14 protein-coding genes are annotated in these 18372 nt (G+C 75.4%); 3 read left to right on the top strand and 11 right to left on the bottom strand.

Annotated features, from left to right (window positions below; translation table 11 throughout):
• Positions 1 to 166: 166 nt before the first annotated feature.
• Positions 167 to 880, bottom strand: coding sequence for a (d)CMP kinase (gene cmk / locus ACIBH3_RS24625; RefSeq protein WP_396314227.1), 714 nt, complete (start codon positions 878 to 880; stop codon positions 167 to 169).
• Positions 881 to 1095: 215 nt separating this feature from the next.
• Positions 1096 to 2181: a prephenate dehydrogenase gene (locus ACIBH3_RS24620; RefSeq protein WP_396314226.1), complete on the bottom strand. Its 1086-nt coding sequence runs from the start codon at positions 2179 to 2181 to the stop codon at positions 1096 to 1098.
• Between the two features lie 340 nt (positions 2182 to 2521).
• Here ACIBH3_RS24620 and ACIBH3_RS24615 point away from each other — a divergent pair, with 340 nt between their 5' ends.
• From ACIBH3_RS24615 to ACIBH3_RS24605, 3 genes are all read left to right on the top strand, one after another.
• Positions 2522 to 4702: a DUF4139 domain-containing protein gene (locus ACIBH3_RS24615; RefSeq protein ID WP_396314225.1), complete on the top strand. Its 2181-nt coding sequence runs from the start codon at positions 2522 to 2524 to the stop codon at positions 4700 to 4702.
• A gap of 3 nt (positions 4703 to 4705) precedes the next feature.
• Entirely contained in the window at positions 4706 to 6250 is a 1545-nt protein-coding gene (locus ACIBH3_RS24610; RefSeq protein WP_396314224.1) for a mucoidy inhibitor MuiA family protein, read from the top strand.
• Positions 6251 to 6439: 189 nt separating this feature from the next.
• Positions 6440 to 6802, top strand: coding sequence for a DUF952 domain-containing protein (locus ACIBH3_RS24605; protein ID WP_396314223.1), 363 nt, complete (start codon positions 6440 to 6442; stop codon positions 6800 to 6802).
• 73 nt (positions 6803 to 6875) lie between these two features.
• Here the strand turns inward: ACIBH3_RS24605 and ACIBH3_RS24600 are convergent, their stop codons facing one another.
• The 9 genes from ACIBH3_RS24600 to ACIBH3_RS24560 form a co-directional block, all read right to left on the bottom strand.
• Positions 6876 to 7856, bottom strand: coding sequence for a helix-turn-helix domain-containing protein (locus tag ACIBH3_RS24600; protein ID WP_396314222.1), 981 nt, complete (start codon positions 7854 to 7856; stop codon positions 6876 to 6878).
• Positions 7857 to 8050: 194 nt separating this feature from the next.
• Entirely contained in the window at positions 8051 to 9445 is a 1395-nt protein-coding gene (locus ACIBH3_RS24595; RefSeq protein ID WP_396314221.1) for a pseudouridine synthase, read from the bottom strand.
• Positions 9446 to 9509: 64 nt separating this feature from the next.
• The gene (gene scpB, locus ACIBH3_RS24590; protein ID WP_396314312.1) at positions 9510 to 10103 is read right to left on the bottom strand and encodes an SMC-Scp complex subunit ScpB; all 594 of its coding nucleotides are present in this window, start codon (positions 10101 to 10103) and stop codon (positions 9510 to 9512) included.
• Between the two features lie 476 nt (positions 10104 to 10579).
• The gene (locus ACIBH3_RS24585; RefSeq protein ID WP_396314220.1) at positions 10580 to 11425 is read right to left on the bottom strand and encodes a segregation and condensation protein A; all 846 of its coding nucleotides are present in this window, start codon (positions 11423 to 11425) and stop codon (positions 10580 to 10582) included.
• Positions 11426 to 11712: 287 nt separating this feature from the next.
• Positions 11713 to 12246: a hypothetical protein gene (locus ACIBH3_RS24580; protein WP_396314219.1), complete on the bottom strand. Its 534-nt coding sequence runs from the start codon at positions 12244 to 12246 to the stop codon at positions 11713 to 11715.
• Positions 12243 to 13430 carry a ParA family protein gene (locus ACIBH3_RS24575; RefSeq protein ID WP_396314218.1) on the bottom strand — a complete coding sequence of 396 codons (1188 nt, stop codon included), beginning with the start codon at positions 13428 to 13430 and terminating at the stop codon, positions 12243 to 12245. Before ACIBH3_RS24575 ends, ACIBH3_RS24580 begins: the two co-directional genes overlap by 4 nt.
• Before the next feature lie 330 nt (positions 13431 to 13760).
• A complete protein-coding gene (gene ald / locus ACIBH3_RS24570; protein ID WP_396314217.1) occupies positions 13761 to 14876 on the bottom strand; it encodes an alanine dehydrogenase in 1116 nt (371 codons plus the stop codon).
• 261 nt (positions 14877 to 15137) lie between these two features.
• Positions 15138 to 17477 (bottom strand): tetratricopeptide repeat protein, encoded by a 2340-nt coding sequence (locus tag ACIBH3_RS24565; RefSeq protein WP_396314216.1) that lies wholly within the window; start codon positions 17475 to 17477, stop codon positions 15138 to 15140.
• Between the two features lie 173 nt (positions 17478 to 17650).
• Positions 17651 to 18313, bottom strand: coding sequence for an NUDIX domain-containing protein (locus ACIBH3_RS24560; RefSeq protein ID WP_396314215.1), 663 nt, complete (start codon positions 18311 to 18313; stop codon positions 17651 to 17653).
• Between the last annotated feature and the right edge of the window lie 59 nt (positions 18314 to 18372).

The raw sequence follows: 18372 nt of genomic DNA, 5'->3' as shown, positions 1-18372 counted from the left end.
GGGACGTGCCGTGCGTACCTGCCCTCGTTGTGGGCAGCGCGAAATCTCGGTGTGGTGCCTGGGCGGGGTGCCCGGTCCACGAGGTGGTGCCGGCTGCGGTGGCGGTGCGAGCAACCCGGCGCCGCCTGCGGCGGGTGTTCCTCCCCGCCGAGGGCCGCCGCCTTGCTCAGACCGCGGACAGGCCCGCGCGCGCCTCGACCAGGCCGGTGATCGTGTCTATCACCTGGTCGAGGGTCAGCTCGCTGGTGTCCACCAGGACGGCGTCGGCCGCCTGGGTCAGCGGTGCCGTCTCCCGGGAGGAGTCGGCGGCGTCCCGGCGGGCGAGGTCGGCGGCCATCGCGGTGATGGTGGCCTCGTCCACGCCCTTGGCCCGCAGCTCGGCGGCCCGGCGCTGGGCGCGGGCCGCCTCGGAGGCGGTGAGGAAGATCTTGACGGTGGCGTCCGGGAACACCACGCTGCCCATGTCCCGTCCCTCGGCGACGATGCCGCGCTCGGCGACCTCGGCGCAGCCGCGCTGGAGCTCCACCAGCCGCGTCCGCACCTGCGGCACCGCGGCGACGGCGCTGACCTGGGCGGTCACCTCGGGGCCGCGGATCGGGCCGGAGACGTCCTGGCCGTCGACGGTGATCGTCGGCCCGGCGGCGTCGGTGCCGGAGACGATCACCGGCTTGGTGCAGGCGACGGCCACGGCCTCGGCGTCGTTCACGTCCACGTCGTTGGCGAGCATCCACCAGGTCATCGCGCGGTACATCGCGCCCGTGTCCAGGAAGCTCAGCCCGAGCCGGGCGGCGACCGACCGCGAGACGGTCGACTTGCCGGAACCGGAGGGTCCGTCGATGGCGACGACGACCGGGGCGTGCGCTCGGTCGGCAGTGTCCACGGGGCGAACCTCTCTCTAAACCTGGGGATCTCGAAGCGGGGAATGTCTCCCTCAAGGTTAGACGACCCGCGCAGTCCCCCGGCCCGCCCGTTTCCGGCCCCCGGATCCGGCCCCGAACCGGCTCGGCCGCGAGGTCTGCGCCCGGACCCGAGCCCGAACCCGCGCGCCGCGCCGCGCCGGCGGTGAGGCCGGTGAGGGCGGTGCGGGCAGCCGCGTCAGTCCCGGACGCTCCAGCCGTGGGCGCGCAGGGCGGCGGTCAGGGGCTTGACGGCCGTCGGGGCCACCGAGAGCTGGACGAAGCCGACCTGCTGGCCGCTGGAGTGCTCGATGGCGACGTCCTCGATGTTGACGCCGGCGGCGCCGACCTCGCCGAAGAGGCGGCCGAGCTCGCCGGGCTGGTCGCCCAGGACCACCGAGACCGTCTCGTAGCGGGTGGGCGGGGCGCCGTGCTTGCCGGGGATCCTGGCCTGGCCGCTGTTGCCGCGGCGGATGACGGCCTCGATCCCGGCGGCGCCGGCCCGGCGCTCGCCCTCCTCCGTGGCCTGGAGGGCGCGCAGCGCGGTGACGGTGTCGTCCAGGTCGGCGGCCAGCTCGGCCAGGATGTCGGCGACCACGCCCGCGTTGGCGGAGAGGATGTCCACCCACATCGCGGGGCTGGAGGCGGCGATCCGGGTGACGTCCCGCACGCCCTGGCCGGAGAGCCGGACGGCGGTCTCGTCGGCGTGCTCCAGACGGGCGGCGACCAGCGAGGACAGCAGCTGCGGGGCGTGCGAGACGAGTGCGACGGCCCGGTCGTGTGCGGCGGCGTCCATCACGATCGGCATCGCGCCGCACAGGGCGACCAGTTCGAGCGCGGCGTTGAGCGTCTCGGTGTCGGTGTCCGGGGTGGGGGTGAGCACCCAGGGGCGGCCCTCGAAGAGGTCGGCGCGGGCGGCCAGCGGGCCGGAGCGCTCCCGCCCGGCCATCGGGTGGCTGCCGATGTAGTGGACGGTGTCGCAGCCGAGCGCCGTCACGTCGGCCCGGGGTCCGGCCTTCACACTGGCCACGTCGGTGTACCAGCGGGCCAGGCCGCGCCGCTGGCAGTCGGCGACCACCTTGCCGACGAGCGCGGGCGGCACCGCGATGATCGCCAGGTCGACCTGACCGTCGGGGGCGTCCGTGATGCCGGCGCCGAGTGAGGCGGCCGTGCGGGCGGCGTCCGGGTCGGCGTCCTCCAGGTGCACGGTCAGCCCCCGGGAGGTGAGGGCGAGTGCGGCGGAGGTCCCGATCAGTCCGGTGCCGACGACGGCGACTGTGCGCATGGCTGGTACGTCTCCTGACGGGCTGGCCTGGTGCGGTTGCCCACCCATCCTCTCGTACCGCCGCGCCCGCCCGCGGCCCGGGGCCGCCCCCGGCGAGGTCCGGCGGGGGCGGCCCCGGGGACGTACCCGGCCCGTACGGACACCGGTCGGGCCGGGGGCGCACCCGGCCCGTACGGGACCGCACGGGCCGCGCCGGGCCCGGAACCGGAGCGAGTGCGGCGGCCGTCCCAGACGGCACACGCCCGGAGCGGCGGAAATCCGGGGACAGCACGCCCGGCGGGCGGCAGACTGGGCGCCCGGACAGGCGCCGGGCACCGGCACGGACGAAGGGGCTATCGGGGTGACGGCTGAGGCGGTCCAGAGCGGCACGGTCCAGAGCTGGGGGTCGGCACTCGACTCCGTGGTGGTGTACGCCGCGGGGGCGGTGTGCCGACGACGGGCCGACGGGCCCGTCCCACCGGACGGCCGGGTACGGCTGACCGGGCTGCCGCGGGTGCTGGACGGCAGATCGCTGCGCGCCAGAGTGGTCGGCGGGGCCACCGGCTGGAGCGTCACCGAGGCCCGGCTGGAGCCCGTGGCCGAGCTGCGCACCGCCGACGAGCTGCCCGAGCTGCGCCGGCGCGTGGACGAGGCGCGGGAGCGGGAGAGCGCCCTGCGCGAGCGCCACCGGCGGGCGGCGGCCCGGATCGAGGAGACGGCCGCTCTGCGGGCCGTCCCCCCGCCGCGCAGGCGCGAGGAGCCGCACCGTCGGACGCCGGCGGATGCCTGGCTGGAGCTCGCGGACTTCGTCGACGAGCGCCTCGCCGGGTTGCAGAGCCGGGCCGGGGAGCTTGCCAGGCAGCTGCGGCTAGCCGAGCACGAGACCGAGGTGCTCACCGAGCAGCTCGAACGCGCGTCCACCGCCGGGTCGGCGGAGCCGGTGGAGACCACCGCGACCGTCCTGCTGACCCTCGTCGGACCGGCCGCCGGGCCGGAATCGCCCCAGGACGCACCACCCGCGTCGCAACCCGCACCGCACCCCGGCGCCCGCCTGGAGATCGAGCTGGAGTACGGCGTCCCCGGCGCGCGCTGGGTACCCGGGTACCGGCTCGCCTACCGCCAGGGGTCCGACACCGGCAGCCTCGTCCTGCGGGCCTCGGTGGCGCAGCAGACCGGCGAGGACTGGACGGGCGTGCGGCTCGCGCTCTCCAGCGCCGACCTGGAGCGCCGCACCGATCTGCCCCGCCTGCGTTCGCTGCGGATCGGCCGCAGCCAGCCGGCCCCGCCGCCCTCGGGCTGGCGGGAGCCGCCGAGCGGCCTGGCCGACCTCTTCACGGGCTACGAGGCCGCCGGCCCGCGCCCGGAGCGCGCACTCCGTCCGCTCGCCGGGGCGGGCGGACGCGCCGGCGGCGCCCTGCCCGACGGTGGCGGAGCGAGCGAGGACTGGATGCTGGCCTCGCCCCCCGCGCCGCCCTCCGTCCCCCGGCCCCCGATGCCCGCGCCGCCCGGCGGACTGCGCTCGTTCGCGGGGTACGGCGCTCCGCCGCCCGCGCCGGGGGGCGCGCCCGCCCCGCAGGCGGCCGCCGCGCCGATGGCCGCAGCCCGGATGGCCGCCCCTCGGGGCGCCGGCTTCGGGGGCGCGCCGGAGGGTGCCAGGCCCGCGCCGCCCGCCGGCCCGCCGGTGCCCGACGCGGCGCTGCTCGACTACCCCGCGCTGACCCTGGCCGGCCCGGGTGAGTCCGCCGCCCGCCGGGGCCGGCTGCACCCGGCCGCCCCCGGGAGCCCGTACGGCTCCTCCGGCCCCTCCGACCCGTACGGCCCGTCCGGTGCGGCCGCCCTGGCCGGCCAGGTGGTCGCCGCGCTGCCGCTGCCCGCGCACGCCGTCCCGCCGCGCCGCTCGGCCGGCTCCTTCGACCACCGCTTCGACGCCGCGGCGCCCGCCGACATCCCCTCCGACGGCACCTGGCACACCGTCACGGTCGGCGAGATCCCGGTGAGCCTGCGGCCGGAGTACGTCTGCGTCCCGTCCGTCGAGGAGCGGGTGTACGGCACCCTGGTGCTCGCCAACGACACCACCCGGGCGCTGCTGGCCGGCCCGGTGGAGGTGACGGTGGACGGGGACTTCCTGCTCACCGCCGCGCTGGCCACGCTCGCCCCCGGCGGCACCCGCCGCCTGGGCCTCGGTGTGACCGAGAGCATCGAGGTGGCCCGCCGCACCGAGCTGCGCGAGTCCACCGCGGGGATGCTCAACAACACCACCGTGCTCGACCACCGGGTGCACGTGGAGCTCGCCAACCGGCTCGGCCACCCGGTCACCGTGGAGGTCCGCGAGCGTGTCCCGGTCGCCTCCGAGGCCGAGATCAGGATCGAGGAGCGTACCGGCGGCTGGCTGGCGCCCGGGGAGCCCACACCGGACTGCCCGCCCGGCACCCGCCTGTGGCGGGTCGAGCTGCCGGCCGGCGGCCGGGCCGAGCTCGACGGCGGCTACGAGATCCGCATCCCGGCCGGCAAGGCCATCGTCGGCGGAAACCGGAGGAACTGACCCATGCCCAGCACCATTCCGCTCCCGGTCACGGCGGTCACCTGCCTGGAGGACCGCAGCCAGCTGGAGCGCACCGCCCGGGTCGAACTCGCCGCCGGTGTGCAGCGGCTGCGACTGGGCCCGCTCACCGCGCTGGCCGTCGACCGGACCCTGCGCGCCGAGTGCGACCGCCCAGGCGTGCGCGTCCTGGATGCCCGGGTGGTGCGCGCCTGGACCCCGCGCGCGCCGCTGCCACCCGGCCCGGAGGACTCCGAGCTGCGCCGGCGAGTACACGAACTGGACGAGCTGCTGGAGGAGCTCGGCCGCGAGCGCGGCCGGCTCGATGCCCGGCTGGCGCTGCTCGCCCAGCTGGCGGCCGACCTGCTGCGGGAGATCGGCGAGGGCGCCGGCCGGGGCGAGATCGAACGGGCCCGCTGGGCTCGCGAACTGGACCGGGTGGACACCGAACGCGAGCGCTACGGCGAGGAGCTGCGCGTGGTGCACTCCCGGCTGCGCACGCTGGGGGCCGAGCGCGAGCAGGCCGACGCCGCCCTGGCACTGGCCGAGGAGGAGCCGGCCGAGCTGACCGCCCACCTGGAGGTCACCGTCGAGGCGGCGACGGCGGGGCCGGCCCGGCTGACCGTCAGCCATCTCGTCCCGTGCGCGCTGTGGCGGCCCTCCTACCGCGCGACGCTGGCGGACGGCGCGCTGCGACTGGAATCGGAGGCGGTGGTCTGGCAGCGCACCGGCGAGGACTGGCAGGGCGTACGGCTGACGCTCTCCACCGCCCGCTCCGCGCTCGCCACCGAGCCGCCCTCGCTCACCGAGGACCGGCTCTCGCTGCGCGAGCGCAGCGCCGAGGAGCGCCGCACGGTCGAGGTCGAGCTGCGCGAGGAGGCGGTCAGCACGCTCGGGCCCTCGGCCGCCGTCCCGGGCGTGGACGACGGCGGTGAGGTGCGGGTGCTGCCCGCGCCCGCCCCGGCGACGATCCCCTCCGACGGCCGGGCCCACCGGGTGCCGCTGGGCGCCTTCAGCACCTCGGCGAGCAGCGAGTACGCCTGCGCGCCCGAGCTGTCGCCGCTGGTCACCCAGGTGGTGCGGTTCCGCAACGGCGCCGGGCACGCGCTGCTGGCGGGGCCGGTGGAGCTGGTGCGCGGCAGTGGCTTCACCGGGCGCGGCGAACTGCGCTTCACCGCCGCCGGTGCCGACGCCGAGCTGGCGTTCGGCAGCTCGGACGGCTACCGGGTGGTCCGCGAGACCGGGGAGCACACCGCCACCACCGGCCTCACCCAGCGCACCGTCACCACGCGTACCGTCCGGCTGTACGTCTCGCGCTTCTCCGGGCCGGAGGAGCGGGACGAGCAGGTGGTCGTGGTGCGCGAGCGCGTCCCGGTCTCCGAGGTGTCGGCGGTGGAGGTGCGGCTGCGCAAGGAGGAGTGCTCGCCCGCCCCGGACGCCGTCGACGCCGAGGGCATCGTCCGGTGGGACCTCGCGCTCGCCCCGGGTGCCCGGCGGACGCTCACGCTGGTGTACGAGGTCTCGGCCTCGGCGAAGGTGGCGGGACTGTGAACCCCCGCCGCTGAGCGAGGGTGCCGCGCCCAGGCGCGGGTGCCGCGCCCGGTATCGCCCCCCGGGGCGATACCGCTACGGGCCGACCCCCGCCGTGCAGCCCGGGCACTGAACCGTCGCCCGCCGACCCGCCTGCGACCCCAGCGCCGCGGCACCGCGCCGTGACAGCCGGTCAGGTACAAAAGGAGCATGATCCTGCACCTCACTCCCCTGGACGACTGGCTCGCCGACCCGGGGCGGCCGTACGCCACCGCCTCGCTGCTGACCGACGGGTTCATCCACTGCTCGGCCGACGAGCAGACGTTGCTGGCGGTCGCCAACGCCTACTACGCCACCGCCCGCGAACCGCTGATGGCGCTGCTGATCGAGGAGGCACTGGTGGAGCCGATGGTCAAGTGGGAGGCACCGCACGGCGCCCCGCCGCCCGGTGCCACGCCGGGGGTGCTGTTCCCCCACATCTACGGGCGGCTGAACCGCACCGCGGTGGTCGGCCTGGAGAAGGTCGAGCGCGGCCCGGACGGCCGCTGGGCGGCCCTGTCGCCGTGGAGCTGAGGCAGCCGCGGCGACTGACGGAGCCGAGGCAGCCGAGGCACCCGGGGAACCGAGGGCGCGCGCGGCCGGCCGGCTAGAGCCAGCCCCGCTCCCGGGCCGCCATGCCCGCCTGGAAGCGGGTGGTGGCGCCGAGCTCGCGCATCAGGCTCTGCAGCCGGCGCTGGGTGGTCCGGGCGCTCCAGCCGAGCGAGCGGGCGATCGACTCGTCGGTGAGGCCGGCTGCGAGCAGCCCGAGCAACTTGCGATGGTCGGCTTCGGGCTCCAGCGAGCCGTCCCCGCTGCCGATCGCCGCCTGAAGCTGGACGGCGCGCTCCCACTCCGCCTCGAAGAGCGTGTCCAGCGCCTGGAGCAGGGCGGAGGGGTGGATCACGTAGGCGGCGTCCAGGACGCTGTCACCGACGCTGATCGGGACGATCGCCATCCGGTCGTCCGACATGATCATCTTCATCGGGAGGACGGGCCGCACCCGGGCCTCCTCGCCGTCCTCCACGCCGGGCAGGATGTCCTTCTCCAGCCGGCCGGGCCAGGCCACCGCCTCCCGGTCGTAGATCGTCCGGAAGTGCAGCCCCTCCTTCATCCGCCGGCGCTGGACCGGGATGTCCGACACCGGGTCCTGGATGTAGGGCGGGCAGTCGAAGCCGCGGACCTGGTACTGGCTGGTCTCGGTGATGTGCTCCAGCCGCTGGGCGATCGCCTCACCGCCGGTCAGCACCTCCACCGAGTGGGCGGGGTCGGTGTAGCGGGAGGCCTCGCGGAACGCGTCCATCAGCCGGTGCATCTCGGCGCGGGCGTGGCGCAGCTCGGACTCGCGGTGGCCGATCAGGGTGCCGATGGCGACGTCGGGGGCGACCGGCAGGAAGCGCTGGCGGTCCACCGGTGCCCGGGTGGCCATGCCGTGCTGGGCCAATCGGTCCAGGGCCCTGCCGCTCTGCTGGAGCGTCAGCCCACACGCGCCCGCCAGGTCCTCGGCGGTCGACTGCGGGCTGGCCACCAGCGCCGCGTAGACCCGCCCGTCCGGCTCGGCCAGTCCCAGCGCGCTGAGTGCTTCGGACACGACTCTGCTACCCCCTTCACCATGCGCCTTCTCGTTCTGGCGCAGTCCCGCCAACTCGCGAGACGTTCTCCGGTGGCAATCCTCTGCCACGGATCAGCGCGCTGACAAGGCGGTGCGGTCAGGCTCACAGCACTCCACCCGACAGACGTGAGGGCCTCCCCGCCGTTCGGCGGGGAGGCCCTCATCAGCTGGTATTACAGACCGACCTCGCGCATGAGCTGGCCGACCTCCGGGTTGGTCAGGCGGCGCAGCCAGCCCGACTTCTGGTCGCCCAGGGCGATCGGCCCGAAGTGGGTCCGGACCAGCTTCTCCACCGGGAAGCCCGCCTCGGAGAGCATCCGGCGCACGATGTGCTTGCGGCCCTCGTGCAGGGTCACCTCGACCAGGTAGTTCTTGCCGACGTTCGAGACCACCTTGAAGCTGTCGGCACGGGCGAAGCCGTCCTCCAGCTCGATGCCCTTGGCCAGCTGCTTGCCCAGGTCACGCGGGATCGGGCCCTGGATGGCGGCCAGGTAGGTCTTGGTCACGCCGTAGCGCGGGTGGGTCAGCCGGTGGGCCAGCTCACCGTGGTTGGTGAGCAGGATGATGCCCTCGGTCTCGGTGTCCAGGCGGCCGACGTGGAACAGCCGGGTCTCCCGGTTGGTCACGTAGTCGCCCAGGCACTGGCGGCCGTCGGGGTCCTCCATGGTGGAGACGACGCCGGCCGGCTTGTTCAGCGCGAAGAACAGGTACGACTGGGTGGCGACGGTCAGGCCGTCCACCTTGATCTCGTCGTTCTCCGGGTCCACCCGCTTGCCCTGCTCGGTGACGCGCTGGCCGTTGACCTCGACCCGGCCCTGCTCGATCAGCTCCTCGCAGGCCCGGCGGCTGCCGATGCCGGCGCGCGCCAGCACCTTCTGCAGGCGCTCGCCCTCGGGCTCGCCGAAGGTCTTGGGGAGCTTGACGGCCGGCTTGTCGTGCCGGGCGAGGACGGCGTCCTCGATCTTGGCCTGGAGCTCGCGCGAACGCTGCGGCTGGCGGCGCGGGTCACCCGGGGCGCCCTGGCCCTCACGGCGCGGGCGCGGGGCCGGCGACGGGCGGCGAGCGGCGTAGCCGCCACGGCTCGGGGTGGCGTTGGGGCCGCCGCCGAACTCGGGGCGGTCGTAGCGGCGCTCCTCGGGGCGCAGCGGACGGTCCGGGTACTGCGGGCGGTCGTCGCGCCGGTCGCTCCTGCGGTCGTCCCGGCGGTCGTACGAGCCCCCGCCGCCCTGGCCACCACGGCCGCCGCTGTACGAGCCCCCGCCGCCCTGGCCACCACGGCCGCCACTGTACGAACCGCCGCCGCCCTGGCCACCACGGCCGCCGCTGTACGAGCCACCACCGCCCTGGCCGCCACGGCCGCCACTGTACGAGCCGCCACCGGACGAGCCCGAGCCGCCGCGCGAGGACGAGCCCCCGCGGCCGCCCTGGCCACCGCCCTGCTGGCCGCCCCGGCCGCCGCCGTAGGAACCGCCGCCACCCCCGAAGGAGCTGCCGCCCCGGCCCCCGCCCTGTCCGCCACGACCGCTGCCGCCGCCGCTGCTGTTCCTGCCGTTGCCACTGCTACGCATCAAAAAGTCCGTACGTCGATTCCGTCTGGGATGTGCAAGTCGTTTCGGCCGACCTCACTGCCCCCTACCGATCAGGCACGGCCCGACCGGTCTCTCCGCTGCCGTCCGCGGTGTGCGCGGCAGCGGCGGCGACCGCCTCCGCGATCATCGTGCCTTCCAGGGACTCCGCTTCCACGTCGTCGACCTCAGGCAGGAAGGGCGCGAGCTCCGGCAGCTCGTCCAAGCCGCGGAGCCCCATCCGTTCCAGGAAGTAGCTCGTCGTCCGATACAGGATCGCACCTGTTTCGGGCTCGGACCCGGTCTCTTCCACCAGTCCTCGCTGTACCAGGGTACGCATCACACCGTCGCAGTTCACACCACGGACGGCCGATACCCGCGATCTGGACACCGGCTGCCGGTATGCGACGACCGCCAGCGTCTCCAGTGCGGCCTGCGTCAGACGGGCCCGCTGGCCGTCCAGCACGAACCGCTCGACCACCTCCGCGCAGTCCTCCCGGCTGTAGAACCGCCAGCCGCCGGCCACCAGCCGCAGGTCGAACCCGCGCCCCTGTGCCGTGTACTGCGCCGCCAGCTCCCGCAGTGCGGCCGCCACCTCGGCGCGGGGCCGTTCCAGCACCGCCGCCAGCTGCGCCTCGGCGGCCGGTTCGTCGACGACCATCAGGATCGCCTCCAGCCCCGCCTTCAGCGTGACGCCGGCCGCTCCCCCGCCGCCCCCACCCTCAACCTCACCATCACCGCCACCGCCTCCCTCAACCTCACCCTCACCGGAGCGGGAAGTCGGACCGGCCGACTTCTGGTGCACCAGGAGCGCGACGGGCTCGGGCCGTACGGGCGCCTGCGCCGCGTCCGGGCCCTGCTGCCGGGGCTCGTCCCGGCTCTCGTCCCGGCGGGGTGGCTGTGCGCCGGTGCGCGCCGGCGGGAGCGTCTCGGGCGCCCGGAGCACCGTGACGGGCGTGCGCGGGGGCGCCACCGGGTCCGCAGCCGACCCGGGCCACCGGGCCTCGGGCGGCCGGCCGGGGAGGCCCAGGGGGCGCCTGCGCGGCTTCGGACCGGACAACGGCCCGGAGAACGGCTCGGAGGGCGGCTCGGAGGCCGGGCCGGGGATCGGCGGCCGGGGGTGCTCCTCGGGCGTGGTCATCGCGGGTCTCCGTCCTGCTGGTCGAACTCGTCCGTCACCTCGACGCTGCGCCCGTCCTCCCCGGCCACCCACCGCACCAGCAGCTCGCCCAGCGCCTGCGGCTGCTCGAACTCCAGCACCCGCTCCCGGTACAGCTCCAGCAGCGCCAGGAAGCGGGCGACCACCACCAGGTTGTCCGGAGCGTCCGCCACCAGCTGCTGGAAGGTCGCCTCGCCGAGCGAGCCGAGCAGCTCGACCACCAGCGCGGCCTGCTCCCGCACGCTCACCGGCGGGGTGTGGATGTGGTCGACGTAGACCACGGGCTCGGGCCTCGGGGCCATCGCCTTGGCGGCGAGCTCGGCGAAGGCCCGCGTGCCGATGCTGATGACGACCTCGGGCAGCAGCTGCGCGTGCTGCGGCTCCAGTCCGACGGCGCGCGGGTGCCGCAGCAGCTCGGCGGCCCAGCGCTCGCCGAACACCGCCGCCGCCCGCTTGTAGGCGCGGTACTGCAGCAGCCGGGCGAAGAGCAGGTCCCGGGCCTCCAGCAGGGCGAGGTCCTCCTCGTCCGCGACCTCGGCCGCGGGCAGCAGCCGGGCGGCCTTGAGGTCGAGCAGGGTGGCGGCGACGACCAGGAACTCGGTGGCGGCGTCCAGGTCCCAGTCCGGGCCCATCGCGCGGATGTGGGCGACGAACTCGTCGGTGACCCGGGAGAGCGCGACCTCCGTCACATCCAGCTTGTGCTTGGCGATCAGGCCGAGCAGCAGGTCGAAGGGGCCCTCGAAGTTCTCCAGCCGCACCTGGAAGCCGCCGCGCTGCCTGCCGGCAGCCTCGGCGGCGCCTGGGGTTCCGGGGCTGCTGGGCATGACGGTCCATCTTCACCCGCACCGGCCGCACCACCCCCCGCGGGGGCGGCGACACGCCGCCTCAGCAGGCTCGCAACGCCGTCGGGCGGCCTGGAGCGGCCTCGATGGGCCCGCAGTCCGGCGGCACGGCCTCGGCGGCCCGCCCGGGGCGCGGCCGGCCGCGCAGACCCTCAACGTTCGCGGTGCGCCTCAGCGTGCGCGGTGCGCCCTCAGCGTCCCCGTGCGCCCTCAGGCACGCCCGGGGCGCCGCCGCGTGCGCCCGGCGCGGGCCCTGCCCGGGCGGACCCTCAGCGGCCGCGCAGCCGCCGGACCAGGATGCTGGCCTCGCCGCGCTGCTCCAGGTCCGCCAGGACGACCGCGATGGCCTCCCGGACGATCCGGCCCCGGTCCACGGCCAGGCCGTGCTCACCGCGCAGCACCAGGCGGGTGTGCTCAAGGTCCATCAGTTCCTCGGCGGAGACGTACACGGTGATCTTCTCGTCGTGCCGCTCACGGCCGCTGGGGCGCCGCGGGGCTCGGCCACGCGGCCGGGCGCGCCTGGCGGCGGGGTCACCCGCGCCGGGCTGGTCCTCCGGTGCGCCGTGCCGGGCGGCCGGCTGGCCGCCGCCCTGGCCGGAGGCCGGGGCGGGGACGGTGGCGGAGGCGCCGGTGCGCTGCTCCGCCTCGGAGCGGTCCGCGCGCGCGGCCCGCTCCGCCTCCTCGGTGCCGTTGACGGCCCGTGGGGTCTCCGCTCGGGGCGCCTCGGCCGGACGCGCGAGGGAGGGCGACAGCGCCATCCCGCCCGTGGTCCGGAACAGCTCGTCGGCCCCCGGGAGACTCACTCGGCGGGGCGGCACCGGTCGAGCACCTCCCTGGCGAGCTGGCGATAGGCGGCGGCACCGACCGAGTTGGTCGCGTACGTGGTGATCGGCTCCCCGGCGACGGTGGTCTCCGGGAAGCGCACGGTACGGCCGATGACGGTGTGGAAGACGTGGTCGCCGAAGGCCTCGACCACGCGGGCGAGCACCTCGCGGCTGTGCACCGTACGGGAGTCGTACATGGTGGCCAGGATGCCGTCCAGGCGCAGGTCGGGGTTGAGCCGTTCGCAGACCTTCTCGATGGTCTCGGTGAGCAGCGCGACCCCGCGCAGCGCGAAGAACTCGCACTCCAGCGGGACGATGACGCTGTGAGCGGCCGTCAGGGCATTGACCGTCAGCAGACCCAGCGAGGGCTGGCAGTCGATGATGACGTAGTCGTAGTCCGGCAGCAGCGGCTTCAGCGCCCGCGCCAGTGCGGACTCCCGCGCCACCTCGCTGACCAGCTGCACCTCGGCGGCCGACAGGTCGATGTTGGAGGGCAGCAGGTCCATCCCCGGCACCGCGGTCTTCAGCAGCACCTCATCGGCCGTCAGGCCCCGCTCCATGAGCAGGTTGTAGACCGTGACGTCGAGCTCCATCGGGTTGACCCCGAGGCCGACCGAGAGCGCGCCCTGCGGGTCGAAGTCGACCAGCAGGACCCGGCGGCCGTACTCGGCGAGCGCCGCGCCCAGGTTGATGGTCGACGTGGTCTTGCCGACGCCGCCCTTCTGGTTGCACATGGCGATGATCTGCGCGGGGCCGTGCTCGGCCAGCGGCGCGGGGATCGGGAAGTACGGCAGCGGGCGGCCGGTGGGGCCGACCCGCTCGCGGCGCTGGCGCGCGGCGTCCGGGGCCAGCGTGGCGGCGTACTCGGGGTCGGGCTCGTACTCGGCGTCCGGGTCGTCGTAGGCGCCGTAGGCGAACTCGCCGTAGGCCAGGCCGTGGGCCGGCAGGTCCGCGTCGTAGTCGGCCCCCAGCGCGGTGTGGGAGGCGGACGCCTGCTGGACGGCGGTGCTCTGGCGGGCCTCGAAGGTACGGACCGCGACCGAGCCGACCTCGACCGAGCCCACGGTGGCCTGCCGGGCCCCGGGCTCCTCACTCGGCTGTCCGGCGGCGTGCTCCGCCAGTCCTGGCTGACCACCCCCGGGAGCAAATGTCGACTCATTCACAAGTCGTCTTACCTCCTTGGGCATCCAGGACTCTATGTCGATTCGTCAGCGTGGCAGCATGCCGACGGTTTGCGACTCTAGGCCGTTCAAGGCGTTCGCAGCAACACAATCCACGGTTGTGGGCATGATGTGTCGACTATCGGGCCACCCGCTGTCAAGGGATGGGCGGGCAGTTGACCCCAACGTTTCTGTGGTCGGGTGACGTGACCCACAGAAATTGACGGCGGCGCGTCCGGCGGACTGCGGGCATGCCGAAGCCCCCGGCCCGAGGGGAGCGGGTCGGGGGCCTGCGGCCCGCCCCGAGCTGGGGCGGGCCGGGCTGAGCCGGTGTCAGGCGAGCACGCTGTCCAGCGAGATGGACTGCAGACCGAAGGCCTCGGCGACGGCGCCGTAGGTGATCTGGCCCTCGTGCACGTTCAGACCCTTGGCCAGGGCCTGGTCGCGACGCAGCGCCTCCTTCCAGCCACGGTTGGCCAGCTCCACGATGTAGGGCAGCGTGGCGTTGGTCAGCGCGTAGGTGGAGGTGTTCGGGACGGCACCCGGCATGTTCGCCACGCAGTAGAAGACCGAGTTGTGGACCTGGAAGGTCGGCTCGGCGTGCGTGGTGGCGCGGGAGTCCTCGAAGCAGCCGCCCTGGTCGATCGCGATGTCGACGAGCACGGAGCCCGGCTTCATCCGGGAGACCAGCTCGTTGGTGACCAGCTTGGGGGCCTTGGCGCCCGGGATCAGCACGGCGCCGATCACCAGGTCGGCGTCCAGGACGGCCTTCTCCAGCTCGAAGGAGTTGGAGGCGATGGCCTTGATCTTCGTGCCGAAGACCTTGTCGGCCTCGCGCAGCTTGTTGATGTCACGGTCGAGCAGGGTGACGTCGTAGCCCATGCCGATCGCGATGGTCGCCGCGTGCCAGCCGGAGACGCCGCCGCCGATGACGACGCACTTCGCCGGGTGGGTGCCGGGCACGCCGCCGGGCAGGGTGCCGCGGCCGCCGGCCGGACGCATCAGGTGGTAGGAACCGACCTGCGGGGCCAGCCGGCCCGCGACCTCGGACATCGGGGCGAGCAGCGGAAGGGCGCCGTTGGCGAGCTGCACGGTCTCGTACGCGATCGCGGTGGTGCCGGAGGCGACCAGGGCCTCGGTGCCGGCGCGGTCGGCCGCCAGGTGGAGGTAGGTGAAGAGGGTCTGGCCCTTGCGCAGACGGTGGTACTCCTGCGCGATGGGCTCCTTGACCTTCAGCAGCAGGTCGGCGGTGGCCCACACCTCGTCGGCGGTGGGGAGGATGGTGGCGCCGGCGGCCACGTACTCCTCGTTGGGGATCGAGGAGCCGACACCGGCGTTGTCCTCGATGTAGACCTCGTGTCCGTTGCGGACCAGCTCATGCACACCGGCAGGCGTGATGGCCACGCGGTACTCGTGGTTCTTGACCTCGCGGGGGATGCCGACCTTCACGGCTAAACACGTCCTCTTGCCATGGGGGTCCCTACCGGAGAAGACCGGCGGGCGGCGCGCACGGGGGGAAGCCTCCGGGGGGAGCCGGGGCACAGTTCGCTGCGCGACTAGCTTTGAGTGTAATGAAGCCCAGGCGGCCTGTCAGCCTTCCAAAGCGAACAAATCCGCCGGACGCATTGGCAGGTTCGTAGGCTTCCACCTCGATCACCCCGCCAAAGCCGCTCCAAATGGGCATCTACGACATTACTCCGAAGAGGGTGTCTACCACCCGCCGTCGACCTGTTCCCGCAGGTGCCGCAGGTCCTCGGCCACCACCGCGTACCCGCGCTCGTCGCCCAGCCGGCGCAGCACCGCCAGCGACGCCCGGTACTCCCGCTCGGCCTCCTCGAACCGGCGCTGGGCGGTGTGTGCCTCGGCGATCCGGGCCAGCAGCCGGGCCTCGGCCGACTGGTCCGCCATGCTCTGGCGCAGGCCGAGCGCCCGGCCGTAGGCATCGGCGGCGCGCACCGCGTCACCGAGCGCCCGGTGGCACCCGGCCAGCCCCTCCAGCGCCCGCGCGCAGGCGGGTTCGTCCCCGGCCTCACGGGCGTGGTCCAGCGCGGCCCGGTACCGCTTCGCGGCCCGCTCCCAGCGCCCGGCCGCCGCCTGGAGGTCCCCGAGGTTGAGCAGCGCGGCCGCCGCCCGCCGGGGCGCGGCGTTGCGCTCGGCCACCCGCAGCACCAGCTCGTGCAGCTGGTAGAGGTCGGCGGGGGCGGCGGCGCCGGTCAGTGGCAGGGCCCGCAGCAGCGCGGTGACCAGCCGGCCGGCTGAGCCGTCCAGGTCACCGTGGCCGATCGCGTCGGCCACCGCGCCCAGCAGCAGATCCCGCTCGCCCAGCAGCCATCGGCGGGCCTGGTCGGCGCTGCGCAGCCGCAGCGGCCCCGGCAGCGGCTCGGGCCCCGGGCCGCCCGCCGGGTCCAGCAGCGCCCGGGCCGAATCCACCAGCCGGACCAGGCGCTCCAGCAGCCGCGCCCGGGCGAGCTCGACCTCGGCGGGCCGGTCGGTGCTCTCCCGCAGCTTGACCAGGCGCGGGTAGAGCCGCCCGGGCACCCGGTAGCGCGGCGTGCCGTCGGCGGCCGGCGGCTCCTCGCCGAGCAGCTCGCGCTCGGCCAGCGCCTGCAACGCGGCCTGCGCCTCCGGCGCCGGGCAGCCGACCAGCGCGGAGGCCGTCCGGACGTCGGCGATCTGCGCCGGGGCGAGGGTCAGGGCCCGCAGCAGCCGCGCCTGGGCGGGTGACAGCGTGCCGTAGAGAAGGGTGAACGCGCCGATCAGCGGGTCGTTGTCGGGTACGGGTACGGGCTCCGCCGGGCCCGGCCCGGGCGGTACCCACGCGCCGGCCGGGCCGGTCGTCCCGGGGCCCCCGGTCCCGCCGGGGGCCGGGGCCGGGCCGTTCGCAGCGTCGGCCACGGGGGTGGTGCCGGGCGGCTGCCCGGCCCGGGCCCCGGTGCGGACCCCGGCCCCGGCACCAGCACCGCGGGCCTGGCCCTTCGCGCTCGCGCCGGTACGCCCCTCGGCCTCCGGCTCGGCGCCGCGCTCCACGCGCCCGGCCGACCGTCCGCCGCTCGGACCTGTGCCGATGCCGGTGCCGGTGCCGCCGCCCGTCGTGCCGGTGATCAGCGCCAGCTCCCGCGCCGCGTCCGTGACCGCGGCCTTGGGGCTGCTGCGCAGCCAGCCCGCCATCAGCCGCAGCGCGGCGGGCCGGGAGGCGCACGCCTCGGCCAGGTCCGCGCCGCCGACCGGATCGCAGCTGATCCGCGTCCCGCCGACGAGGTCGCCGAGCAGGCCCACCGAGGCCTGCTGCTCAAGGCCCCCGAGGATGACCGGGTCGATGTCCTCGATCCCGGTCAGCGGACCCGCCGTGGTCGCCAGCACCAGGCAGCCCGGTTCGTCCGCGAGCAGCGGCCACAGCTGCCCGGCGTCCCGTACGTCGTCGAGGACCAGCAGCACCCGCCGCCCGGCCAGCGCCGCCCGCAGGCCCGCGCAGGCCGGCTCGTCGCGGCCGTCCTCCTCGCCCCCGGGCAGCAGCACCGCGCCGCCGGCCGCGCCGAGCTGCTCCAGCAGCCGGCGGGCGACCTGCCCGGCCGGCACCCGGCCGCCGTCGGGGGCGCAGAGGCGGGCGAAGAAGACCCCGTCGGGGTAGTGGGGCGCGATCTCGGCGGCGAACCGGACGGCAAGGGTGGTACGGCCTGAGCCCGGTCGCCCGGCGAGCACCACCACGCGGCTGCGACTGTCGGCCCGGCGGGCCGCGGCGGCGCGCAGCGCGGCGAGCTCCGCGCGGCGGCCGGCGAAGACCCTGGGCCCTGCGGGCAGCTGGTCGAGGGCCGGGGCCGCGCTCTCGACGGCCGGCCCCGGGCCGGCGCCCGCCACCGGGCGCCCGGGCACGGCTTCGGCGGAGCGCGCGGCCCGCCGCGTGTTGGCCGTCGGCGCCCCGCCGTCCGTCACTCCGCCGTCCGCCGCTCCGGCGTCCGCCGCTCCCCTGGCTGCCGCCCCGCCGTCCGCTGGTCGCTGCTCGCTCTCGACGCCGGCGCGCCCTTCGGCTTCTGTCGCCGTCTTCCTCGCCACCCGCGCCACTCCCGACCAGTCACTCAGCGGAGCCGGCCCGTCATGGGCCCTGTTTGCGAAGCGTAGTTCGATCGGGCGCCGACCACGGGATGACATCCGGTCGTACGAACCGGTAAATCACTCCCGCGGATCAACCCCGCCGCGCCTGGTCGGCGCTCCGCCCGGGTTCCGGCTCAGCCCAGGTCGAAGGGGCGGGCGGGCCAGGGCGAGTCGGCGGGGCGCAGCGCGTCGAGCCCGCCGCCGCCGTTGAGCGCGGCGTGCAGGGCCAGCGTGCCGGTGATCAGCGTGGGGTTGTGCAACTCGCCCGCGAGAATGAGGCGGACCAGCTCGGGCAGCGGCACCCGGGCCACCTCCAGCTCCAGCTCCTCGCCGTGCGCGGCGTAGCGCTCGCCCTCCACCTCGGCGAGGTCGGTGGCGAGGAAGAGCCGCAGTGCCTCGTCGGTGCCGCCGGGCGAGGTGTAGAAGTCGACCAGCACCCGCCACTGCCCGGCCTTGCAGTGCGCCTCCTCGTACAGCTCACGCTGGGCGGCGTGCAGCGGGTTCTCACCCGGGACGTCCAGCAGCCCGGCGGGCAGCTCCCACAGACGCTGGCGGACGGGGTGGCGGTACTGGCGGACGATCAGCACCCGCTGCTGGTCGTCGAGGGCGAGGATGGACACCGAGCCGGGGTGGGTCTGGTAGTCGCGGCGGGCGACGGAGCCGTCGGGCATCTCCACCTGGTCGGTGCGTACACCGGTGACCCGGCCCTGGAACGGGGTCTCGGTGGCGAGCACCCGCCACTGCTCCGCCTCGTCCCGGATCTGCCGCCCCGCGTCCCGCTGCACTGCGTCCGTCATCTCACTCCCCTTGTCTGTGTGTCCCAACCTATGACAGCCGGGGAGCGACGACGGACGGC

The sequence above is a fragment of the Kitasatospora sp. NPDC050543 genome (assembly GCF_044457565.1).
Taxonomy (GTDB): domain Bacteria; phylum Actinomycetota; class Actinomycetes; order Streptomycetales; family Streptomycetaceae; genus Kitasatospora.
Note: the sequence above shows the minus strand (reverse complement) of the source record. Positions and strands in the feature narration are given on the sequence as shown.